We start from the raw sequence: 16,842 nt of genomic DNA, 5'->3' as shown, positions 1-16,842 counted from the left end.
GCGTCACGGAATGTCCGCTCGCCGTCTTCGTACGGCTCGGGAAGCGGCGATCCCGCTACGCGACGACACGGAGCCGGGTTCGACGCGACGCTCGCCGTTTTCCTCGCAGCCGGACACGACCAAGGTGATCCGGCATGCACGGGACTGTCAGCGAGCGCCGATTTTGAGCCTCCCGTTACCGGTCGTACTCGAAGGACTCGGTAAAGAGCGTGTCGACCGGATCGGACCAGTTCAAATTCACGAACGAGAAGTCCGTGCTGCCGGTCCAGCCGGCGACCGACGGAAACGCCACGCCCTGGTCGCCCGGCACGTTGAGCGTCACCGCAGCGCCCGGCTGGACCGGCAACGCCGATGCCGAACCATTGACGAACGTCGCCGCCGTCTGCCCGGCCGCGGTTGCGCGAATCTGCACGTTGCCGCGCTTGACGAACGGCAGTCCGGCTTTCGACGTCCAGGCCAGCGGAAAGGTCGTGCCGCCCACGAATGTATCGGCAGTGCCCGGCGTCAGCTTGTCGCGCGTGGATTGTGCCAGCTCGTGCCACGCGTACTGGCGCAGCGCTTCGGGAAGCGGCGACGGCGTACGCAAGCGAACCGTGTAGTGTTTGGCTGGTGTCGACGTGTTGCCGTTCTGATATACGTCGATCGTATAGGCGCTGAACGGCTTGATGTCGGCCAGCTCGGCGGCACTCAGTTGCGGTTTCGCCCACGCGGTATTGTTGCGCGGCGCGTCGCCGGGCCACGTGAACTGGCCCTGGGTGGCCGGATCCTGCGCGACGCCGGCGAGGCGGAAATTGTTGCGGCACTGCGCATTCTTCGCCAGCGCGGCAAGCTGCGCCGGAGTCTGCCCGCTCGCGATCTGCGCCCGGATGTTCAAGGTGTCGCAGGTGCCGCTCGACGGCTGCAGGAACACGCCGTTGCGCAAGCCGGGGCCGTTCACGATCGCGAAGTCCACGGCGGTACCGGTCGCATCGACAGCGCCCACCTGGAGGTTGAGCGAATCGACGAATGCATTGGTTCCCGTCGACGGGTTGGCCGGATTCAGCCAGTCCCATTTTTGTGCGTTCGCGTTCACCTTGCTCAATACCGCGCGCTGATTGCCGACCACGCGCCAGCCGTTGTCGCCGCTCGCGAGACTGCCCGCCCGCACCGCCAGTTGCACATGCTGCTGCATGCCGTCGCGAATGCCATCGCTGCGCGTCCACGCGAGCTTGACCCACATCGTGTCACCGGCAACGACGCGGATGACTTCCGGCAAGCTGAAGCTGGCGTTGTTCATTGCGTCGTCGGCGACGATCCCCGGCGTTCTGCCGGCCACTGCACCGAACTCCTGGTCGGCCGACATCCCGTTGTTGAGATATGCAGCCGGCACGCCGGCGTTCAGCGCACTCGATGCGACGTCGTCCACGAAGATCCGGCCGCACGCCGCTACGCTGCCGCCCGTTCGCGCGGTGCCGGTCGAGCCGGCGAAGCACTGGTTGAGTGTGGTCTGCAATGCGGCCAGATCGCTGGCGCTCGGCAAATTCGACACTACCGCACCGTTGATGGTCGCGGCGGCCGGCAGGCTCGCCTTGTCGCCGGCCTGCGGCGCGACACCAGGTGCTAGCTGAAGCTGTACCGGCGTATCGCTGGACGCGCCTGCCACCGAACTGATCTGGACGCCGCCATCCGGCAGCACGTTGACCTTCACCTGGTCGAGCAGCCGGTCGAGGCCCGGTGCGCCGGCGGTCAGCGGGCCGGAAATCAGGTCGACACCCGTATTGCCGGTCGCGGCCAGCAGGTCCGATAGCGCAGACGAATACGCTTGCACGGTGCTCGCAACTGCCTGCGCGGTGACTTTGCTCTGCAGCAAGCCGGTGTCGGCGAGCAGCTTCGTCGGGTTGTCGCCGATGATCGTGGCGGCGATTGCGTTCGTGATCGGCGTGATGTTGATGGTCTGCGTGCCGGCTTTCGCGCTGAGCGCGATCAGCGTGGCTTGCGAATCGGCGACGTTGCCGTACGCGGACAATGCGTACGGCGCGCTCAAGCCCGTTACGGTGCAATGAAACGCGCCGGTCGACGCATCGGCCGGGCAGTCTACCGCTTTGCCGGTCGCATCGACCAGCTTCACGGTGGAACCCTGCATCGCCGCGCCGGCGGCCGCGACCCCGCTGACCGTCTGTGCTGTTGGTTCGGCAGGCGACGAGGACGAACTGCTACCGCCGCCGCAAGCCGACAGGACGAGCACTGCAATACCGGATACGATAGGTGTGAGCTTCATTGTTTTTTCCCCGAGAGCCTGCTGGTTGATACGTGCCATATGCACTGCTCATGCACGCTGAATGGCCGGGATTCTCGCAAAGCCATTTTTTTTGATCATCATTCAGGTGGATGAAAATCAGGAAATAACATGGCACTGCATGCAAATAACCTGTGTTAGCCTGAAAACATTCGGTATTCGAAGCAATATCGTCAGACAAAATCAACATACGAAGATCGCGAAGCGACGGGGGGAGCATGCACCGTGACCAACTCATCGGGGACCTCTACGAGGCCGCGCTGCATCCGGATGGTTTTCTCGAAGTCTTTCACCGGGTATCCGAAAGCCTCGGTGCAAATGTATTTCACATGTTCAGTTGGGACGTCGCACGCAATGCGCCGAAATTCTCGATTTATTCACCGCGCGCGGAATTCGACGAGATCGTCGCGCTCTACGACCAGTATTACGGCGCGCTCGATCCACGCCGAGGCTTCGTGGAGAATGCACCGCTAGGCGAATTCGTTTGCTGCCAGGATCACCTGACCGAGCGCGATATCGAACGCAGCGAATTCTTCCAGGACTATCAGATTCCGTCGGGCATTCGCTATCTGATGGGCATTCGGTTCGCCCGCCCCGGTAGCGACAACATCTTGCTCGGGCTGTTGCGCGCGCACGGGCGCCCGCCCTATTCACCGGAAGAGCGTGCGACGCTGACCGGCATGGCCGGGCATCTGCAACGTTCGATCAACCTGTGGCAGGACGCCAGGGTACTGCATCACGATGCGGCACTCGGTACCGAACTGATGGAGGAACTGGGCTTGTCCGTCTTCGCGCTGGACCGGCATGCACGCATCGTGTTCGTCAACAGGGCGGCCGAAGCGATGCTCCGCGCGGCCACCTGGATCAGGCTCGAGAACGGTCATCTTGGCGCGGTAAGTGCGCCTCAGAATGACGCGCTCAAGGCGGCGCTGGGGCGTGTCGCGAAAACCCGCAAAAGCGAGAGTCTGGCCCTGTCCAGCACCGTGAACGCCGCGCACGAAGTCTTTCTGAGCATCGCCGCTATGTCCGGACACGGGCGGCATGCCGTTCTCGGCGATGCGACGCTGCTGGTCACGGCCAGGCAACGTAGCGGGGCGCCGCTCGTCGCCGCGCAACAGCTACGACAGGCGTTCGGCTTGTCGAGCGCGGAAGCCGCCGTCGCCGAAGCGTTGATCGGTGGCAAGACGCCGGACGAATGCGCGGCCAGCGCGGGCGTGTCGCTCGCGACCATTCGCACCCAGTTGCGCGCGATCTACGAGAAGACGCACACCCGGAACCAGGCCGAGGCAGTGGGACGGATGCTCTGGGTGCTACCTCGGCATTCGCGCGGTGATTGATGCTTCGAAACCGCTCGCCGGGTGGTGATAAGTCGCTTTCCGGCTCTGCGCGAGACCGTCGATCTCGCCGCAGTCGTGTGTCGTCTCGTTCACGGTGTAGTTGTAGTGGCGCAGGATCCGCCTAATCTGGTCGAGCAGGTGGCGCCCGCGTCGCGAGCCGTGGCACGTTCTCGAACACGATGAGTTCCACCGGGTCTTCCTTCCGTGCTTCACACGTCTGCCCGATGCGCCCTTGCACGGCGAGGAGATGAACACGCAGTGCGGATGCTGGTTGCCGGCAGCGACATGGATGTCCGTGGCGGCCGCTTCGCGCCACGTTCAAGGCTGCGCGTGGAGCGCAGCCTGCAGGGCGAGTATCGAACGGGTGACTACAACGCTTCGAGAACAGTCGCGATCCCTTGTCCGCCACCGATACACTGCGTGGCAAGCGCGTAACGACCATTGACACGACGCAGTAGCGTCGCTGCCTTGGCCGTGATCCGTGCGCCTGTTGCGCCGAGCGGATGGCCAAGCGCGATTGCTCCGCCGTCGATATTGGTTCGATCGGGATGGATGCCGAGCTCGCGCATGCATGCGATCGCTTGCGAGGCAAAAGCTTCGTTGATTTCGATCACATCCATGTCCTCGATGCGCAGGCCGGCACGCGCAAGTGCCTTGCGGGTCGCGTGTACCGGCCCCATCCCCATGATTTCGGGTTCAAGGCCCGCAATTGCGGTCGACCGTACGCGGGCGAGCATGTCGAGCCCATGCTGTCGCGCGAATGCTTCCGACGTGACGAGTACGGCAACGGCACCATCCGTCAAAGGCGAGGCAGTACCCGCCGTTACGGTACCGCCTTCCCCGAACGCAGGTTTCAGCGCAGCGAGCCCTTCGAGCGAAGTCTGCGGACGCAGACAAAGATCGCGATCGACCACGGTGCCGTCGGGCGTGATAACCGGCACGAGCTCATCGTCCAGACGACCTTCGGCTTGCGCACGCGAAGCCTTGCGCTGAGACTCGACGGCGAACGCGTCTTGTTGCTCACGCGAAATAGCCCAGCGTGCCGCCACGTTTTCGGCAGTGATGCCCATTGGCGTGTACGCCTGGGTCGGAACGTCTGCATCGGGATGTTCTCTCGACGCGAAACGCGGATTAGGAGACGCCGACAAGCCGCCTTGCGGCACCATCGTCATGCTCTCGACACCGGCCGCGATGAACGCTTCGCCGGTACCGATGGCTATCTGTCCGGCCGCCATGTGGATGGCATACATCGACGAGCCGCAAAAGCGATTGACCGTCGCGGCACCGATTTGAACGGGCAGTCCCGCGAGCAGCGATGCGATACGTGCGACGTTGTCTCCCTGAGCGCCCTCGGGATAGGCACACCCCATCAGTACATCCTCGATCAGGTGCGGATCGATTCCGCTGCGTCGGACCAGTTCGGCAAGTGCGACGGCGGCGAGATCGTCCGGCCGCGTTGCGTGAAAGGGTCCCTTGCGTGCAAATGCGAAAGGCGTGCGCACATAACCAGCGATGACGGTACGATTCATTTCACCATTCTCCAGATATAGCCGATCGATAACGGCGGGTCGTTGTGCGATCCGTCACACCTCGACCCGAGTCCAGATACGTTTGGGCACCATCGTGGCCGCGCATACCAGCGCTGAGCCGATCGTCCCCGCCGCGACGAAGGCGGACAGCGTGCCCATGCCGCCCCCCAGCTGATTGACGGCCAGCCATCCACCACCGGCCGCAATGAGCAAGCGAGCCGTTCCACCCAGGATTGTCCAGAAAGGACGGCCGATACCCTGGGCCGCAAACGAGAGGATGAAAGACACGCCGACCAGACCGTAGAGTGGCGCGATGGTCCTTAAATAGAGGCCCCCGAAGTGTGTCGTGGCCGTGTCATGCGTGAACAGGCCCAGCCAGACGGGGGGATGGATGGCGACGATCAACCCGATGATCTGCGTGAAGCCGGCTCCCATCGCAATACCGAGCCAAGTGGCTCGTCGGGCCCGCGCGATGTCGCCGGCTCCCATGCATGTTCCGACGACGGTCAGCACGGCGGTACCTAGACCGAACAGCAGCGGTATCAAGACGTAGTCGAGTCGTGAAGCGATGCCGTAGCCGGCCAGCGCAGCCTGGCCAAAACGCCCGACCACCGCGGTCAGCAATACGACCATCAGATTCAGTTGCAGTGCGCCTATCGACGAGAGCGCACCAACCCGAAGAATGTCCGAAAAGAAACGCAGATTCAGCGGCGCGCGTGTCAGGACCAATCCGGTGCGCCCCTTGGCCATGTAGATCAGGAGCGCGACGGCGGCGATGCTGTAATAGAGGGAGACGGCAATACCCGCACCGGCAATGCCCAGGCCGGGTACAGGGCCTATGCCGAAAATCAGCAAAGGCGAAAGCGGAATCAGCACCAGTGCGCCGGCGAAAGTCGTGATCGCGGGAATCTTGACGTTCCCGCTACCTCGCAGGGCTGCGCACAGCAAGTTGACGATCCAGACCGGTATGGCGCCGGCGAATACGTAGTTCGAATAGGTCACCGCCGCGGCGAGTCCCGGCCCCCGGCCGCCGAGCGCGGTATACAACTCGGGACCGTAGCACCACGCCAATATCGTGAAAAGGCAGCCGAGTGCCACGGCCACGACAACCGCATGCAGGACGAGCGCATCGGCGTCGCGCCGTTTGCCGCCGCCAATTGCTCGAGCCACGGCGGACGCAACGCCACCTCCAATGCCGCCGTTGGACATCATCGTCATCAACATCGAGATCGGGAAGACAAGCGACACGCCGACCAACGAATCGGTACCGAGAAAACTTACGTACCACGTCTCCAGCACGCCGACGAATGTCTGGGCGATCAATACGGCCATGGTGGTCACCCCGAGCGACAGCAGGGTTCGAAACAGGGGGCCGCCCAGAATGCGGGCGCGACGTAGCGCGCCGGCATCGGGCTTGTTTGAAGTCTGATCCATATGCTTCGTCCCTATCCCCGGTCGGACAGGAACGACAGCAGCAACTGATTGACTGCGTCCGGCGCTTCTTGTTGCGCGTAGTGACCGATTCCGGCGATCAGGTGTTTTCCCTTCAGGTTGGGCACGTTGCGTTCGAGCGTCTCGTATTCGTCCTTCGCCATCTTCAGCACGCCATCCAGTTCACCGGCGATGAAGACCGTGGGCTGGAGGATGCGCGCGCCGTCCAGGAACGGCGTCAGCTCCCAGTTCCGATCGAAGTTCCGATACCAGTTGATGCCGCCCCGGAAACCCGACACCTTGAACTGAGCCGTGAAGTAGTCGAGTTCCTCCGTCGTCAGCCAGGCGAGTTGCTCGTCGGGGAACACGAGACTGTCGACAAGACGACTGGCCTTGTCGAAACGGACGAAGCTGGAATGGCGGTGTTTTTCACTCGAGCGAGCCTGCCCCGAGGCCGAATACAGAATGCCCAGCAAAGCGCGGCGAACGTCGGCTTCGAGCTCGCGCTCGATCCGCCCCGGTTCCTGAAAATACTGTTGATAGAAATGCTGCTCCTGCGTGAGCAATTGAAAGCGGACGGCCGGCCGCAGTGTCTGGCGCGGCAGGTACGGCACGCTCAGCAAAGCCAGTTTGCGGAACATGTCGGGACGAAGCAGTGCGGCGGACGCTGCGACCATGGATCCCCAATCGTGCCCGACGAGAATCGCGTGTTCTTCCCCCAACGCATGAACCAGGCCGACCAGGTCCGCAACGAGATTCAGGACGTTGTATGCGTCGATTGCTTGCGGTGCATCGGTGTCGGCGTAGCCTCGCTGATCCATTGCGACAACCCTGTACCCGGCCCGCACCAATGGCGCGATCTGATGGCGCCACGAAAACCACGATTCAGGCCACCCGTGACAGAGCAGGATCAGCGGCCCGGATCCCTGCTCCACATAGTGCATGCGAATGCCGTTGGTATGGACGTATCCATGTTTCCAGTCCTGTCCCACTTCCGCCCCCTTGGGTAAATAAGAGTATGGTCGACATCCAATTAGAGTATGAATACACTCTAAGTGTCAACGGGAAGTTTTACACGGAGCGCTCAGGCGCAAGATCGATATGAGAAAGTCGAGGGAAGAGGCAAGCGAGACCCGCAAGCGAATCGTGGAAACCGCTGCAAGGGAGTTTCGCGAGAAGGGGGTGGTAGGTGCGGGGATTGCCGACATCATGTCGGCTGCCGGCTTGACCCCGGGCGGGTTCTATCGGCACTTCGAGTCGAAGGACCATCTCGTGGCGGAAGCATGCGATGTTGCCAGCGCGACGCTGTACGGGACGCTCGAGTCGTTCGTGCAGGGGAAACCGCCTCGTGAGGCGCGCCGGGAGATTGCGGAGCGTTACCTGTCGGTCGCGCATCGCGACAATATGTCGATAGGCTGCCCGTTTGCGGCGCTGGGTGGAGATATGGCGAGAGCCGATTCGCGCACGCGGCAAGTCGCGACGGACGGGTTTCTCCGTCTCGTAGGTCTCATCGATGCACAGTTGGGCGGCACGGAAGCAAGCAAGCGTGGCAAGTCGCTGGCGGCCGCGTCAGCCATGATCGGTGCGCTGATGATGTCGCGCGTGGTCGATAACGAGGCGCTGTCGGAAGAAATACTCGAGGCTGCTCGGGATGCGCTGTGCAGATAACGCGGGAATGGCTTTTCTCGATGATTTGGCATCCTCGGTATTCTCGAATGATCCTGATGCTGCGTGAGCACACGCATCAAACGAAGCCAATCAAATCGGGGATTGCGGTTTAGTCGACATTGAAGCGCACCCATGCTCGACGAAGGTTTTGCCGACGGATCGAACGCGTAGCGCACCCGTCCCGGGGAAACAGTTGCCTGTTGCCGGCGCCGATGACAACAGCAATTGCACCGGTGACGCGTAACACCAGTGCAATTGCGCGATGCACGCCGGTCGTCAGTTCCCGACTTCCTTCAGCAGTGCCGCGGCGGCCAGTTTGCCGATGTTGTTGGACGCAAGCGGGCTATCGCCCGTGATCAGTTTCCGGTCCTGATGGCACCGGCCCGTCATGTCCTTGTTCAACACCTTGGCGCCGAGTTTTTCGAGGCTTTCGGCGACGAGCCACGGCAGCGGGCCCGGCATGTACCCGATATCGAGATTCGGCCCCTTGTCGAGGGCATCCGGGAACACGCAAACCTCGTAGTCCTTGAACGGATAGTTTTGCGGATCCTCGTCGACGGCCGCCGACAGCAGGCACGCCGGGCCGTGACACAGCGTGATGATGTGCCGGTCGTTGTCGAGCGCCCACTTGAGGGTTCGCTTCACTTCCTTGCTGTGCGGAATCCCGGCGAGCACGCCGTGGCCGCCGGGAATGAACACCGCGATGTACGGCGAATCGGCGCCGAGGTCCTTCTCGAGCACGTCGGACAATTTGAGCGGCGTCTTGAGTTTCGGCAGATATTTCCGGTACGTGGACTGCACGGCCTCGTCGTCGCCGGGCATGGCCCACAGCTCCAGCTTGGCGGGATTGCCCGAAAGCGTCGCGACATCGATTTCAAAGCCGGCCTGATCCATGTGATGCATCGGCAGCAGCATCTCGACCGGATGATTGCCGGTCGAGAACATCTTGCCGTTCGTCATCAGGACGTAGCGTTCGTCCGTGGCGATCATCAGGACCTTCCACTTGCCGCCCTTGTACGGGTTCGGGTAATGCGCGCCGTCGAAGTCGGTCTTTGAAGACGTGTATTGCGACAACGAATACGGCGACGGAAAGTACGCATTGTTCTCGGCCGGATCGGGCGAGGGGATCTTGTCCGTTTGCTGCGGCTCGGTGGTCATAACTGCTCCTTTCACTGGACTGGGTTCAGGAATCGGTCTGGCGTCGACGATTGGCCGTGCTCAGCCGACGGAGGCCTTCGAGTCTGCTCGGTAGGTCTCCTTTGCACTTCGAGGCGAAGACGGCGATTTCGCCAGGCCGCGCGAGCATGCCCGGAAATCTTACAACGCGGCCGGGATTAATTGCCCCCCCGATCAGGTGGGTTGCCGCCCGCGCGATCGATCGCGGCATGGCCGATCCGCCAGGACGGCTTGTCCCCCCCAAAACGTGGGGGTGTCCGGCGCATGCCGGTACGGTATCTTGACTGTCACCCTGGCCGACGCAAACCGGCGTTGGCGACGGCCTGCATGGCCGCCAGAAACCTTGAATCGGGCCACGTCGCCGCTCACGGAGACTCTCATGAACCCTTCGCATTCCGGCTCCCGGGATGAGCCATTGCCGTCCGCGTCCACGTATCCGCTGCTGGTCAAGCAATTGCTTCACACCCCGCTGGCGACGCGGCCGGAACAGGAAATCGTTTACGGCGACCAGGTGCGCCACGACTACTGGACCTTCCGCCATCGTCTGGGTCAACTCGCCAGCGGGTTGTCGTCGATCGGCGTCGGGGCCGGAGATACGGTCGCGGTGATGGACTGGGACAGCCATCGTTATCTCGAGTGCTATTTCGCGATTCCGATGATGGGGGCGGTGCTGATGACCGCCAACGTTCGGCTGTCTCCCGATCAGCTCCTGTACAGCCTCAATCATTCGGGGGCGCAGGTTGCACTGGTGCATCGCGACTTTCTGCCGATGCTCGCCGGCATTCGCGACCGGCTCGAAACGGTGAGACGGTTCGTGCTGATCGGCGACGGAGCCGAGATCGACCTTCCCGACGGGTTCGTCGACGAGTACGAGCATTGGGTCGGCGCCAGCCCGCCGGATTTCGTGTTCCCCGATTTCGACGAACAGACCCGCGCGACGACGTTCTACACGACCGGTACCACGGGGCTGCCGAAGGCCGTGGCATTCACCCATCGCCAGCTCGTGCTGCACACGTTGGCCGGCATGGCGGCGTTGTCGAGCGCGCGCGATCGCGGCCGCATCCATCGTGACGACGTCTACATGCCGATCACGCCGATGTTCCACGTGCACGCGTGGGGCATTCCGTATATCGCGACCGCGCTCGGCCTCAAGCAGGTTTATCCGGGGCGCTATTCGCCGGACGGATTGCTCGCATTGATCGCGCGCGAATCGGTGACGTTCTCGCACTGCGTGCCGACGCTGCTTGCGATGATCCTCGACAGCCCGGCGCTGGCCGGGATCGACCTGTCGTCGTGGAAGGTGATCGTGGGCGGCTCGCCGCTGCCCGAGGGGCTGGCGCGGGCGGCACTCGCGCGCGGCATCGAGGTGTACACGGGTTACGGCATGTCCGAAACCTGCCCGCTGATGACGATCGCGCAGGTCGATCCGCCGCCCGGGGCCGGCTGCACGACGGACGACGACGATATCGCGCGCCGGACGAAGGCAGGCTTGCCGCTGCCGCTCGTCGACCTGCGCATTGTCGACGCCCAATTTCGCGACGTGCCGCACGACGGCCGCTCGGCGGGCGAAATCGTCGTGCGGATGCCGTGGGCGACGCAGGGTTATCTCGGCGACGGGGCGGCATCGGCCGCGCTGTGGGCCGGCGGATATCTTCATACGAACGACATCGGCGTGATCGACAAGGACGGTCGGCTGCAGATCACGGACCGGATCAAGGATGTGATCAAGACGGGCGGCGAATGGGTGTCGTCGCTCGAGCTCGAGGACATCCTGTCGCGCCATCCGGCCGTCCGGGAATCGGCCGTGATCGGCGTGAAGGACGCGCGGTGGGGCGAGCGTCCGCTCGCGCTCGTCGTGCTGGCTGACGAGCATGTGGGCCGCGTCGGGCCGGCGGAGTTGCAGGCGCATGTGAAGCAGGTGGCCGACCGCGGGCTGATCTCGCGCTATGCGGTGCCGGAGCGCCTGCTGATCGTTGACGCGATCGAGAAGACGAGCGTCGGGAAGATCAACAAGCGCGCGCTGCGCGAGCGCTACGAGCCCGACTGAGTGCGGCGTGGCCGCCGGGCGCCGCTCGCACTTGCGGTGCGGCGCCGGGGCGGCACGACGGAATCCTCCGGAGGACGTCACCCGAGGGTCGTCTTGCCGAGATCCTCGAAGAGCCGGACGTTGTCCCAGTAGGCGGCGAGCCGCTCGATCCGGCCGTCGGTATCGAACTCGAACACGAACGCATGCCGGAGGGAGAACGTGCGTCCGCGGTTCTGGATGCCGGCGAATTCGCGCACCTGCGTGCCGCCGATCGTGACTTCGGCGGTGGCGTGACGGCCGGCGTCGTCCGCATGAATGGCGCCGACCTCGTTGTGCAGGTCCGGAAATGCGTCCAGCAGCGCCGCCCAGATGGCCTTGCCCTGTACGTCCGCCCGGCCGGTCACGCCGATCGGCACGTAGTCGAGGGTGGCATCCGGCGCGAACAGCGTGAGCATCCCTTCGATGTCATGCCGGCGATACCGGTCAAAAAACGCGGCGACGGCGTCGCGACTGTTCATGGCGGCTCCTGGGGGAAAGCGCAGCGTCGGTGGCGGCGCGGGTCGCCCGCGATGCCGAGTTGCCAGAATGAAACGACATTGTCGTGCGAGGTACCCCCCGAATGGGGGGCTGAACATCGTGCGCCCGTTCAAGAACAATGCGGGTCCTTTGGAGCCGACCGCGACGCGGCGCCGCGAGCGGGCGGAGCGGTACGGACATCACCTACTTTTGACGGCCGGCGCCGACTCGCTATGCTGTTGCGGAGCGCCGCGGGCCGTGGCCGGGCATCCGGCCGGGCGGCCGGCGGTGCTTTTTCCTGCCGGGCGGATACGCGCAGTGCGCGAGGAGAACGTGAACAGCATGACGCCGAGGGACAACAGACGATCAACCAGCCCGGCGGACGCCGACACGATCGAAGTGCTCGTGCGCACCAAGCTCGCGCCGCCGTCGGCCAGCGGGATCGTGTCGCGCATCACGCGGCTCGGGCGGCTGCGCCGCGGCCTCGATCGCCGTTTGACGCTCGTCTGCGCACCTGCCGGGTACGGCAAGACGACGCTGCTGGCGGAATGGCGCAACACGCTGGTCGAATCGGGCAGGAAGGTCGCGTGGGTGAGCCTCGACCAGGACGACGACAACGCGTCGATCTTTTCGTCCTACGTCGTCGCGGCAATCGTCGACGCGACGGGCGGGGTCGGCGCGCATGCCCGGCAGATGCTGCGCGACCGCGCACTGATTCCGCTGAAGGTCGTGTTCGACGAACTGCTCAACGAGCTGGAAAGTTCGGGTGTCGAACTGTTCCTGATGCTCGACGACTTCGATCGCCTCGTGTCGCCGGTCATCCACGACGCGATGTTCGGTCTGCTGCGCTACGCGCCGTCGAACCTTCACGTCGTGCTGTCGTGCCGTTCGGCACCGGCGCTGCCGCTCAGCTACTTCGATTCGCGCGACCAGCTCGTGCGAATCGACGAGAACGACTTGCGTTTCGACGATACGGAAACGCGCTCGTTCTTCGAGCTGATCGCCGGCAAGCCGCTCAACGCGGAAAACGTGGAGCGCCTGCGTGCGGCCACCGAGGGCTGGGTGTCGGGCCTGCAACTCGCGGCGCTTGCATTGAACGACGACAACGATGCGGCGCGCGTGGCCGAACAGGTCAGCCATGCCCGGGCCGGCATCGCCGCGTACCTGAACGAGAACGTGATGACGCAGGTGCCGGCCGCGATCCGGCGCTTTCTGCTGCACACGGCCGTGCTGGACCGGATGACGCCGGCACTGTGCGATGCGCTGACCGGCCGGGACGATGCGCTCGGCTGCCTCGAATGGCTGGTCGGGCATAACCTCTTCATCCGGTCGATCGACGGCGACCGCCAGCGTTATCGCTATCACGCGTTGTTTCTGCAGTACCTGCGCGAGGAACTGGCGCTGCGTGAGCCCGATGCGGTGGCGACGCTCAATCGCCGTGCGAGCGAGTGGTATGCGGCGGAGCGGCAGTGGCCGGACGCCGTCCGGCACGCGCTGGCAGCCGGCGATTTCGACGCGGCCGCCGCCTGGGTCGAGGCATGCGCGATGAAGCTGATCGCGTCGAGCGACGTGCGCACCGTGCTCGACTGGGTGTCGCGCCTGCCCGGGCAGGCGCTGGCAGGCCGGTTGCGGCTGCGGATCGCGCATGCCTGGGCGCTGGCACTGGCGATGCAGATCATCGACGCGCGGCACGCACTCGATGCGCTCGAAGCCGACATCGACGCGGGGCGGCTCGACACCGATGCCGTCACGGCGACCGAGCTGATGGCCGTCCGCTCGCTGATCGTCGCGCTGTCGGATCGCAGCATCGAGGCGCTGCACCTGGGCGAGCGCGTACTCGCGGCCGGCCCGCCGTCCGGTTCGTGGGTCGAGCAGATCGGGCAGACCGCGCTGAGTTTCGGGCTCGGGTACGCGGGCCGCCTCGACGACGCGCTGGACCTCCGGGCGCGGGCCGAGCGCGCGGCGTCCGGCCACGAACCGCTGTTTGCGAACGTGTATCGCCAGAACATGTCCGGCCTCGCGGAGTTCGTCGCCGGCCGCTTGCACGACGCGTCGAAGACGTTCGAAACTGCGTTGCGTGCCGCGGAGCGGGCGGCGGGGCGCCTGTCGGCGGCGACGGCGCTGTCGTCCGGTTACCTGTCGGCCATTTACTACGAATGGAACGACTGGCAAAAGGTGCGCGACGCGCAGGCCGACCGCTTCGACATCGCGATGCAGGCGTGTTCGCTGGGGCCGCTGCTCAGGTTCGTGCAGACCGCCGCATTGCTGCAGTTCCAGGCCGGGCACGAAGCGCGCGCGCACGAACTGCTCGACGAGGCCGATCACATCGCATGCAGCCGGCAATGGCTGCGGCTGCGCGTTGCATGCATGGCGACCGGCATCCGGCTTCACCTCCATGCCGGGAAGCCGACGCAGGCGCATCGCGTGGGGCGGGCGCTCGCGTCGCTGGTGTCGGAGGCGCCGCCGGAAGAAACGTCGAGCCAGGTCGAGACATGGCAGATGGCGCAATCCGCACGTGCGCGCCTGCTGCTTGCCGATGCGCGCGCGGACGAGGCCGCGCAAGTCATGGCGACCGTGCACGAGTTGCTTGCTGCCCGCGGGTTCGACTGGCTGGCGGCGCAGGCGGCCGTGTTGCGCGCGCTCGCGTGCGAACAGGCGGGCGACGAAGAGACGGCGCTCGCGATACTCGCCCGCGCGCTCGAATACGGTCAGGGCAACGGGCTCGTGCGGACCTTCGTCGACGAAGGTCCGCCGGTCGAGCGCATGTTGGCGCGCGTGCAGAACCGGCTCGAGCGATTTCCGGCGCTCGGGGCGTGGTATCCGCGCGAACTGACGCGCGCGTTCGACGCGCCGCGCGCCGCGAGCGCGACGCCGGCCGGGCGGCCCGGCGTGGCCGGCAACCTGAGCGCTCGGGAAGTCGAGATCCTCGACTACGTCGCGCGCGGGCTCTCGAACAAGGAAATCGCCCGTGCGCTGCGCGTCGCGCCGGAGACGATCAAGTGGCATCTGAAGAACATCTTCGAAAAACTCAACGTCACGTCGCGCATCCAGGCCGTGCGCAGCGGGTTGGCGCTCGAAGCGTCCCGCACGCGCCCAGGCGGCGAATGAACTGCTTGCGCCCGCAGGCGATATAGCCACCGATCCGGACATCGACCGTCGACCCATAGGTGTACGGACTGTTCGTTCGTCACGATGCGCGCGCCACGCTCGTGCGAATGAGGTTCCGTGGTCATATCGGATCGCGACCGGTGCGTCTGCGCGATCAGCGCGTTGACGCAAACGCCAAGCATTCCACATGATCGACCGACACTTCAGCCCCCCGACCGGGGGGCTGAAGTGTCGGCGCGGAATGCCGGACAATCGGTGACACCGAACGCGTCGCCGCACCTCGCTGGCGTGTCGCGTGGATGCAGCACTGGATGATGGGTCGAAATGGACATCCTTGAGAACATGCGGACGTTTGTGCGCGTCGTGCAGGCCGGCAGCTTTACGGCAGTGGCGAAACAGACCGATGTGGCGATTGCACAGGTATCGCGGGCGGTATCCGGCCTCGAGGAATATGCACAGACCCGCTTGTTGAATCGAACGACCCGGAGGATTTCGCTGACCGACAGCGGACGGCGTTATTTCGAGCGCCTGCTGGCCATCCTCGGCGATGTCGACCAGGCGAATGCCGAGGCGAGAAACGCACTCGTCCGGCCATACGGGCGGTTGCGCGTGCACACGATGCCGGGCCTGGGGCAAAGCCATGTCACCGAGGCCGTCGTCACCTATCAGGCGGCTTTTCCCGAGGTGGCCGTCGACATCACCTATTCGCAGAGGATGCCGAACCTGGTGGAAGACGGCTACGACATTTCGGTGGTCGCGGCGTCGAGTCTTCCCGATTCGGGATACATCGCGCATACCTACGGAAGGTGCTACAGCGTGCTGGTCGCGTCGCAGGACTATCTCGACCGGCATGGCACCCCGTCGAAGCCGGCGGACCTTGCCGATCATACGTGCTTGCGCCTCGACACGCCGGCCGACTCGAACGATGAATGGTTGCTTCATGGCACGCGCGGCGAGGTGGAATCACACTCCGTTCTCTCGGCCCCGTTCCAGGCGAATGCACCGGAAGCTCTGGCGATCGCGTTGCGTGCCGGCATGGGCATCGGGTCGTTGGCGATTTACTCCGTCATTGACGATCTGCGGAGCGGGAAACTCGTCAGGGTGTTGCCGGGTTACCGCCTGACGATGCTCGACGTTTACGCGATGTACGTATCCCGGCAGTTCATGGACGCGAAGATACGGACATTTCTCGAGCATCTGCGCATGACGCTTTCGCCGGCGCTGGAAGCCGACGAAGGTGCGTTGAATGCGATTGCCGCATAAGGCCTGCGCACTGCAACCGGCAGTGGCCGGCGCGACGCAGGCGCAATACCGGGCCCGATTCGAGTACCCACCCACCCGTAGTTTCCCGTTCGTTCAAATTGAGGAGAGGATGATGAAGTCACGCCTTATGATCGTTGTCGCCGGTTTTGTCGCATTGACGTCCGTCACGTCCTACGCGCAATCCGGCACCCCCGACACGCAAACGGCCACGCAGACGGCTGCCCCGTCGCGATCGGCCAAGAAGGCCGAGCGCCTGGAAAACCGTGCATTTTCGAAGAAGGTCCGTCAGGCGATCGTGAAAGCGCACGGGATCGGCAATGCACAGGTCACCGTCTTTGCCAAGGCAAAGACGGGTGAAGTGACGCTGGCGGGATTGATTACCGACGAGTCGCAGGACAAGGCCGCGGTGGAAGCGGCTCGTCAGGTGCCGGGCGTCACGTCGGTGACCAGCAAGCTTCAGTTGCGCATGGAAGGCGGGCAGTGATGCGGCGTATGCCGCATTGCTGAGCGATA

At 64.3% G+C, this 16,842-nt stretch carries 12 protein-coding genes and 1 pseudogene; 6 read left to right on the top strand and 7 right to left on the bottom strand.

Translation table 11 applies throughout. The annotated features are described in order from the left end of the window. Positions 1–175 precede the first annotated feature (175 nt). Positions 176–2,257, bottom strand: a complete 2,082-nt coding sequence (locus tag DPV74_RS02175; protein ID WP_091922910.1) for a hypothetical protein — start codon at positions 2,255–2,257, stop codon at positions 176–178. A 236-nt stretch (positions 2,258–2,493) separates the two neighbouring features. Here DPV74_RS02175 and DPV74_RS02170 point away from each other — a divergent pair, with 236 nt between their 5' ends. Then, positions 2,494–3,612: a LuxR family transcriptional regulator gene (locus DPV74_RS02170; RefSeq protein WP_091922912.1), complete on the top strand. Its 1,119-nt coding sequence runs from the start codon at positions 2,494–2,496 to the stop codon at positions 3,610–3,612. Between the two features lie 36 nt (positions 3,613–3,648). Here the strand turns inward: DPV74_RS02170 and DPV74_RS02165 are convergent. From DPV74_RS02165 to DPV74_RS02150, 4 genes and pseudogenes are all read right to left on the bottom strand, one after another. Continuing rightward, positions 3,649–3,927 (bottom strand): annotated as a pseudogene (locus DPV74_RS02165) (DNA cytosine methyltransferase); the annotation flags it as partial. Between the two features lie 53 nt (positions 3,928–3,980). Then, positions 3,981–5,141 (bottom strand): thiolase family protein, encoded by a 1,161-nt coding sequence (locus tag DPV74_RS02160; protein WP_119336425.1) that lies wholly within the window; start codon positions 5,139–5,141, stop codon positions 3,981–3,983. Positions 5,142–5,195: 54 nt separating this feature from the next. Beyond that, on the bottom strand, positions 5,196–6,575 hold the full coding sequence (locus tag DPV74_RS02155; protein ID WP_091922914.1) for an MATE family efflux transporter: 1,380 nt from the start codon (positions 6,573–6,575) through the stop codon (positions 5,196–5,198). An 11-nt stretch (positions 6,576–6,586) separates the two neighbouring features. Further along, positions 6,587–7,564 carry an alpha/beta fold hydrolase gene (locus DPV74_RS02150; RefSeq protein ID WP_205571877.1) on the bottom strand — a complete coding sequence of 326 codons (978 nt, stop codon included), beginning with the start codon at positions 7,562–7,564 and terminating at the stop codon, positions 6,587–6,589. A gap of 154 nt (positions 7,565–7,718) precedes the next feature. Here DPV74_RS02150 and DPV74_RS02145 point away from each other — a divergent pair, with 154 nt between their 5' ends. Further along, positions 7,719–8,240 (top strand): TetR/AcrR family transcriptional regulator, encoded by a 522-nt coding sequence (locus DPV74_RS02145; protein ID WP_240439902.1) that lies wholly within the window; start codon positions 7,719–7,721, stop codon positions 8,238–8,240. Between the two features lie 276 nt (positions 8,241–8,516). Here the strand turns inward: DPV74_RS02145 and hchA are convergent, their stop codons facing one another. Next, a complete protein-coding gene (hchA, locus tag DPV74_RS02140; protein ID WP_059696909.1) occupies positions 8,517–9,398 on the bottom strand; it encodes a glyoxalase III HchA in 882 nt (293 codons plus the stop codon). Between the two features lie 397 nt (positions 9,399–9,795). Between hchA and DPV74_RS02135 the strand changes: the two genes are divergently transcribed. Next, entirely contained in the window at positions 9,796–11,463 is a 1,668-nt protein-coding gene (locus tag DPV74_RS02135) for a fatty acid--CoA ligase (protein ID WP_091922920.1), read from the top strand. A 77-nt stretch (positions 11,464–11,540) separates the two neighbouring features. On the opposite strand, the gene DPV74_RS02130 is transcribed toward DPV74_RS02135, so the two are convergent. Beyond that, positions 11,541–11,960, bottom strand: a complete 420-nt coding sequence (locus DPV74_RS02130) for a nuclear transport factor 2 family protein (protein WP_091922922.1) — start codon at positions 11,958–11,960, stop codon at positions 11,541–11,543. A 340-nt stretch (positions 11,961–12,300) separates the two neighbouring features. On the opposite strand from DPV74_RS02130, the gene DPV74_RS02125 reads away from it, so the two are divergent. The 3 genes from DPV74_RS02125 to DPV74_RS02115 all read left to right on the top strand — a co-directional run bounded on the left by DPV74_RS02125 (position 12,301) and on the right by DPV74_RS02115 (position 16,813). Beyond that, a complete protein-coding gene (locus tag DPV74_RS02125; protein WP_119336430.1) occupies positions 12,301–15,066 on the top strand; it encodes a LuxR C-terminal-related transcriptional regulator in 2,766 nt (921 codons plus the stop codon). Between the two features lie 324 nt (positions 15,067–15,390). Further along, the gene (locus DPV74_RS02120; RefSeq protein WP_048027848.1) at positions 15,391–16,329 is read left to right on the top strand and encodes a LysR family transcriptional regulator; all 939 of its coding nucleotides are present in this window, start codon (positions 15,391–15,393) and stop codon (positions 16,327–16,329) included. After that, positions 16,313–16,813, top strand: coding sequence for a BON domain-containing protein (locus tag DPV74_RS02115; RefSeq protein ID WP_240439901.1), 501 nt, complete (start codon positions 16,313–16,315; stop codon positions 16,811–16,813). Before DPV74_RS02120 ends, DPV74_RS02115 begins: the two co-directional genes overlap by 17 nt. Positions 16,814–16,842: the final 29 nt, after the last annotated feature.

Source organism: Burkholderia sp. HAN2018, assembly GCF_024704855.1.
Classification (GTDB): domain Bacteria; phylum Pseudomonadota; class Gammaproteobacteria; order Burkholderiales; family Burkholderiaceae; genus Burkholderia; species Burkholderia cepacia.
Note: the sequence above shows the minus strand (reverse complement) of the source record. Positions and strands in the feature narration are given on the sequence as shown.

What these genes read in the sequence shown, in the direction of transcription:
- DPV74_RS02155 (WP_091922914.1), bottom strand. Translation starts at nt 6,575, where the DNA reads ATGGATCAGACTTCAAACAAGCCCGATGCCGGCGCGCTACGTCGCGCC.
- DPV74_RS02125 (WP_119336430.1), top strand. Translation starts at nt 12,301, where the DNA reads ATGACGCCGAGGGACAACAGACGATCAACCAGCCCGGCGGACGCCGAC.
- DPV74_RS02120 (WP_048027848.1), top strand. Translation starts at nt 15,391, where the DNA reads ATGGACATCCTTGAGAACATGCGGACGTTTGTGCGCGTCGTGCAGGCC.
- DPV74_RS02135 (WP_091922920.1), top strand. Translation starts at nt 9,796, where the DNA reads ATGAACCCTTCGCATTCCGGCTCCCGGGATGAGCCATTGCCGTCCGCG.
- DPV74_RS02170 (WP_091922912.1), top strand. Translation starts at nt 2,494, where the DNA reads ATGCACCGTGACCAACTCATCGGGGACCTCTACGAGGCCGCGCTGCAT.
- DPV74_RS02160 (WP_119336425.1), bottom strand. Translation starts at nt 5,141, where the DNA reads ATGAATCGTACCGTCATCGCTGGTTATGTGCGCACGCCTTTCGCATTT.
- DPV74_RS02175 (WP_091922910.1), bottom strand. Translation starts at nt 2,257, where the DNA reads ATGAAGCTCACACCTATCGTATCCGGTATTGCAGTGCTCGTCCTGTCG.
- DPV74_RS02115 (WP_240439901.1), top strand. Translation starts at nt 16,313, where the DNA reads ATGCGATTGCCGCATAAGGCCTGCGCACTGCAACCGGCAGTGGCCGGC.
- hchA (WP_059696909.1), bottom strand. Translation starts at nt 9,398, where the DNA reads ATGACCACCGAGCCGCAGCAAACGGACAAGATCCCCTCGCCCGATCCG.
- DPV74_RS02130 (WP_091922922.1), bottom strand. Translation starts at nt 11,960, where the DNA reads ATGAACAGTCGCGACGCCGTCGCCGCGTTTTTTGACCGGTATCGCCGG.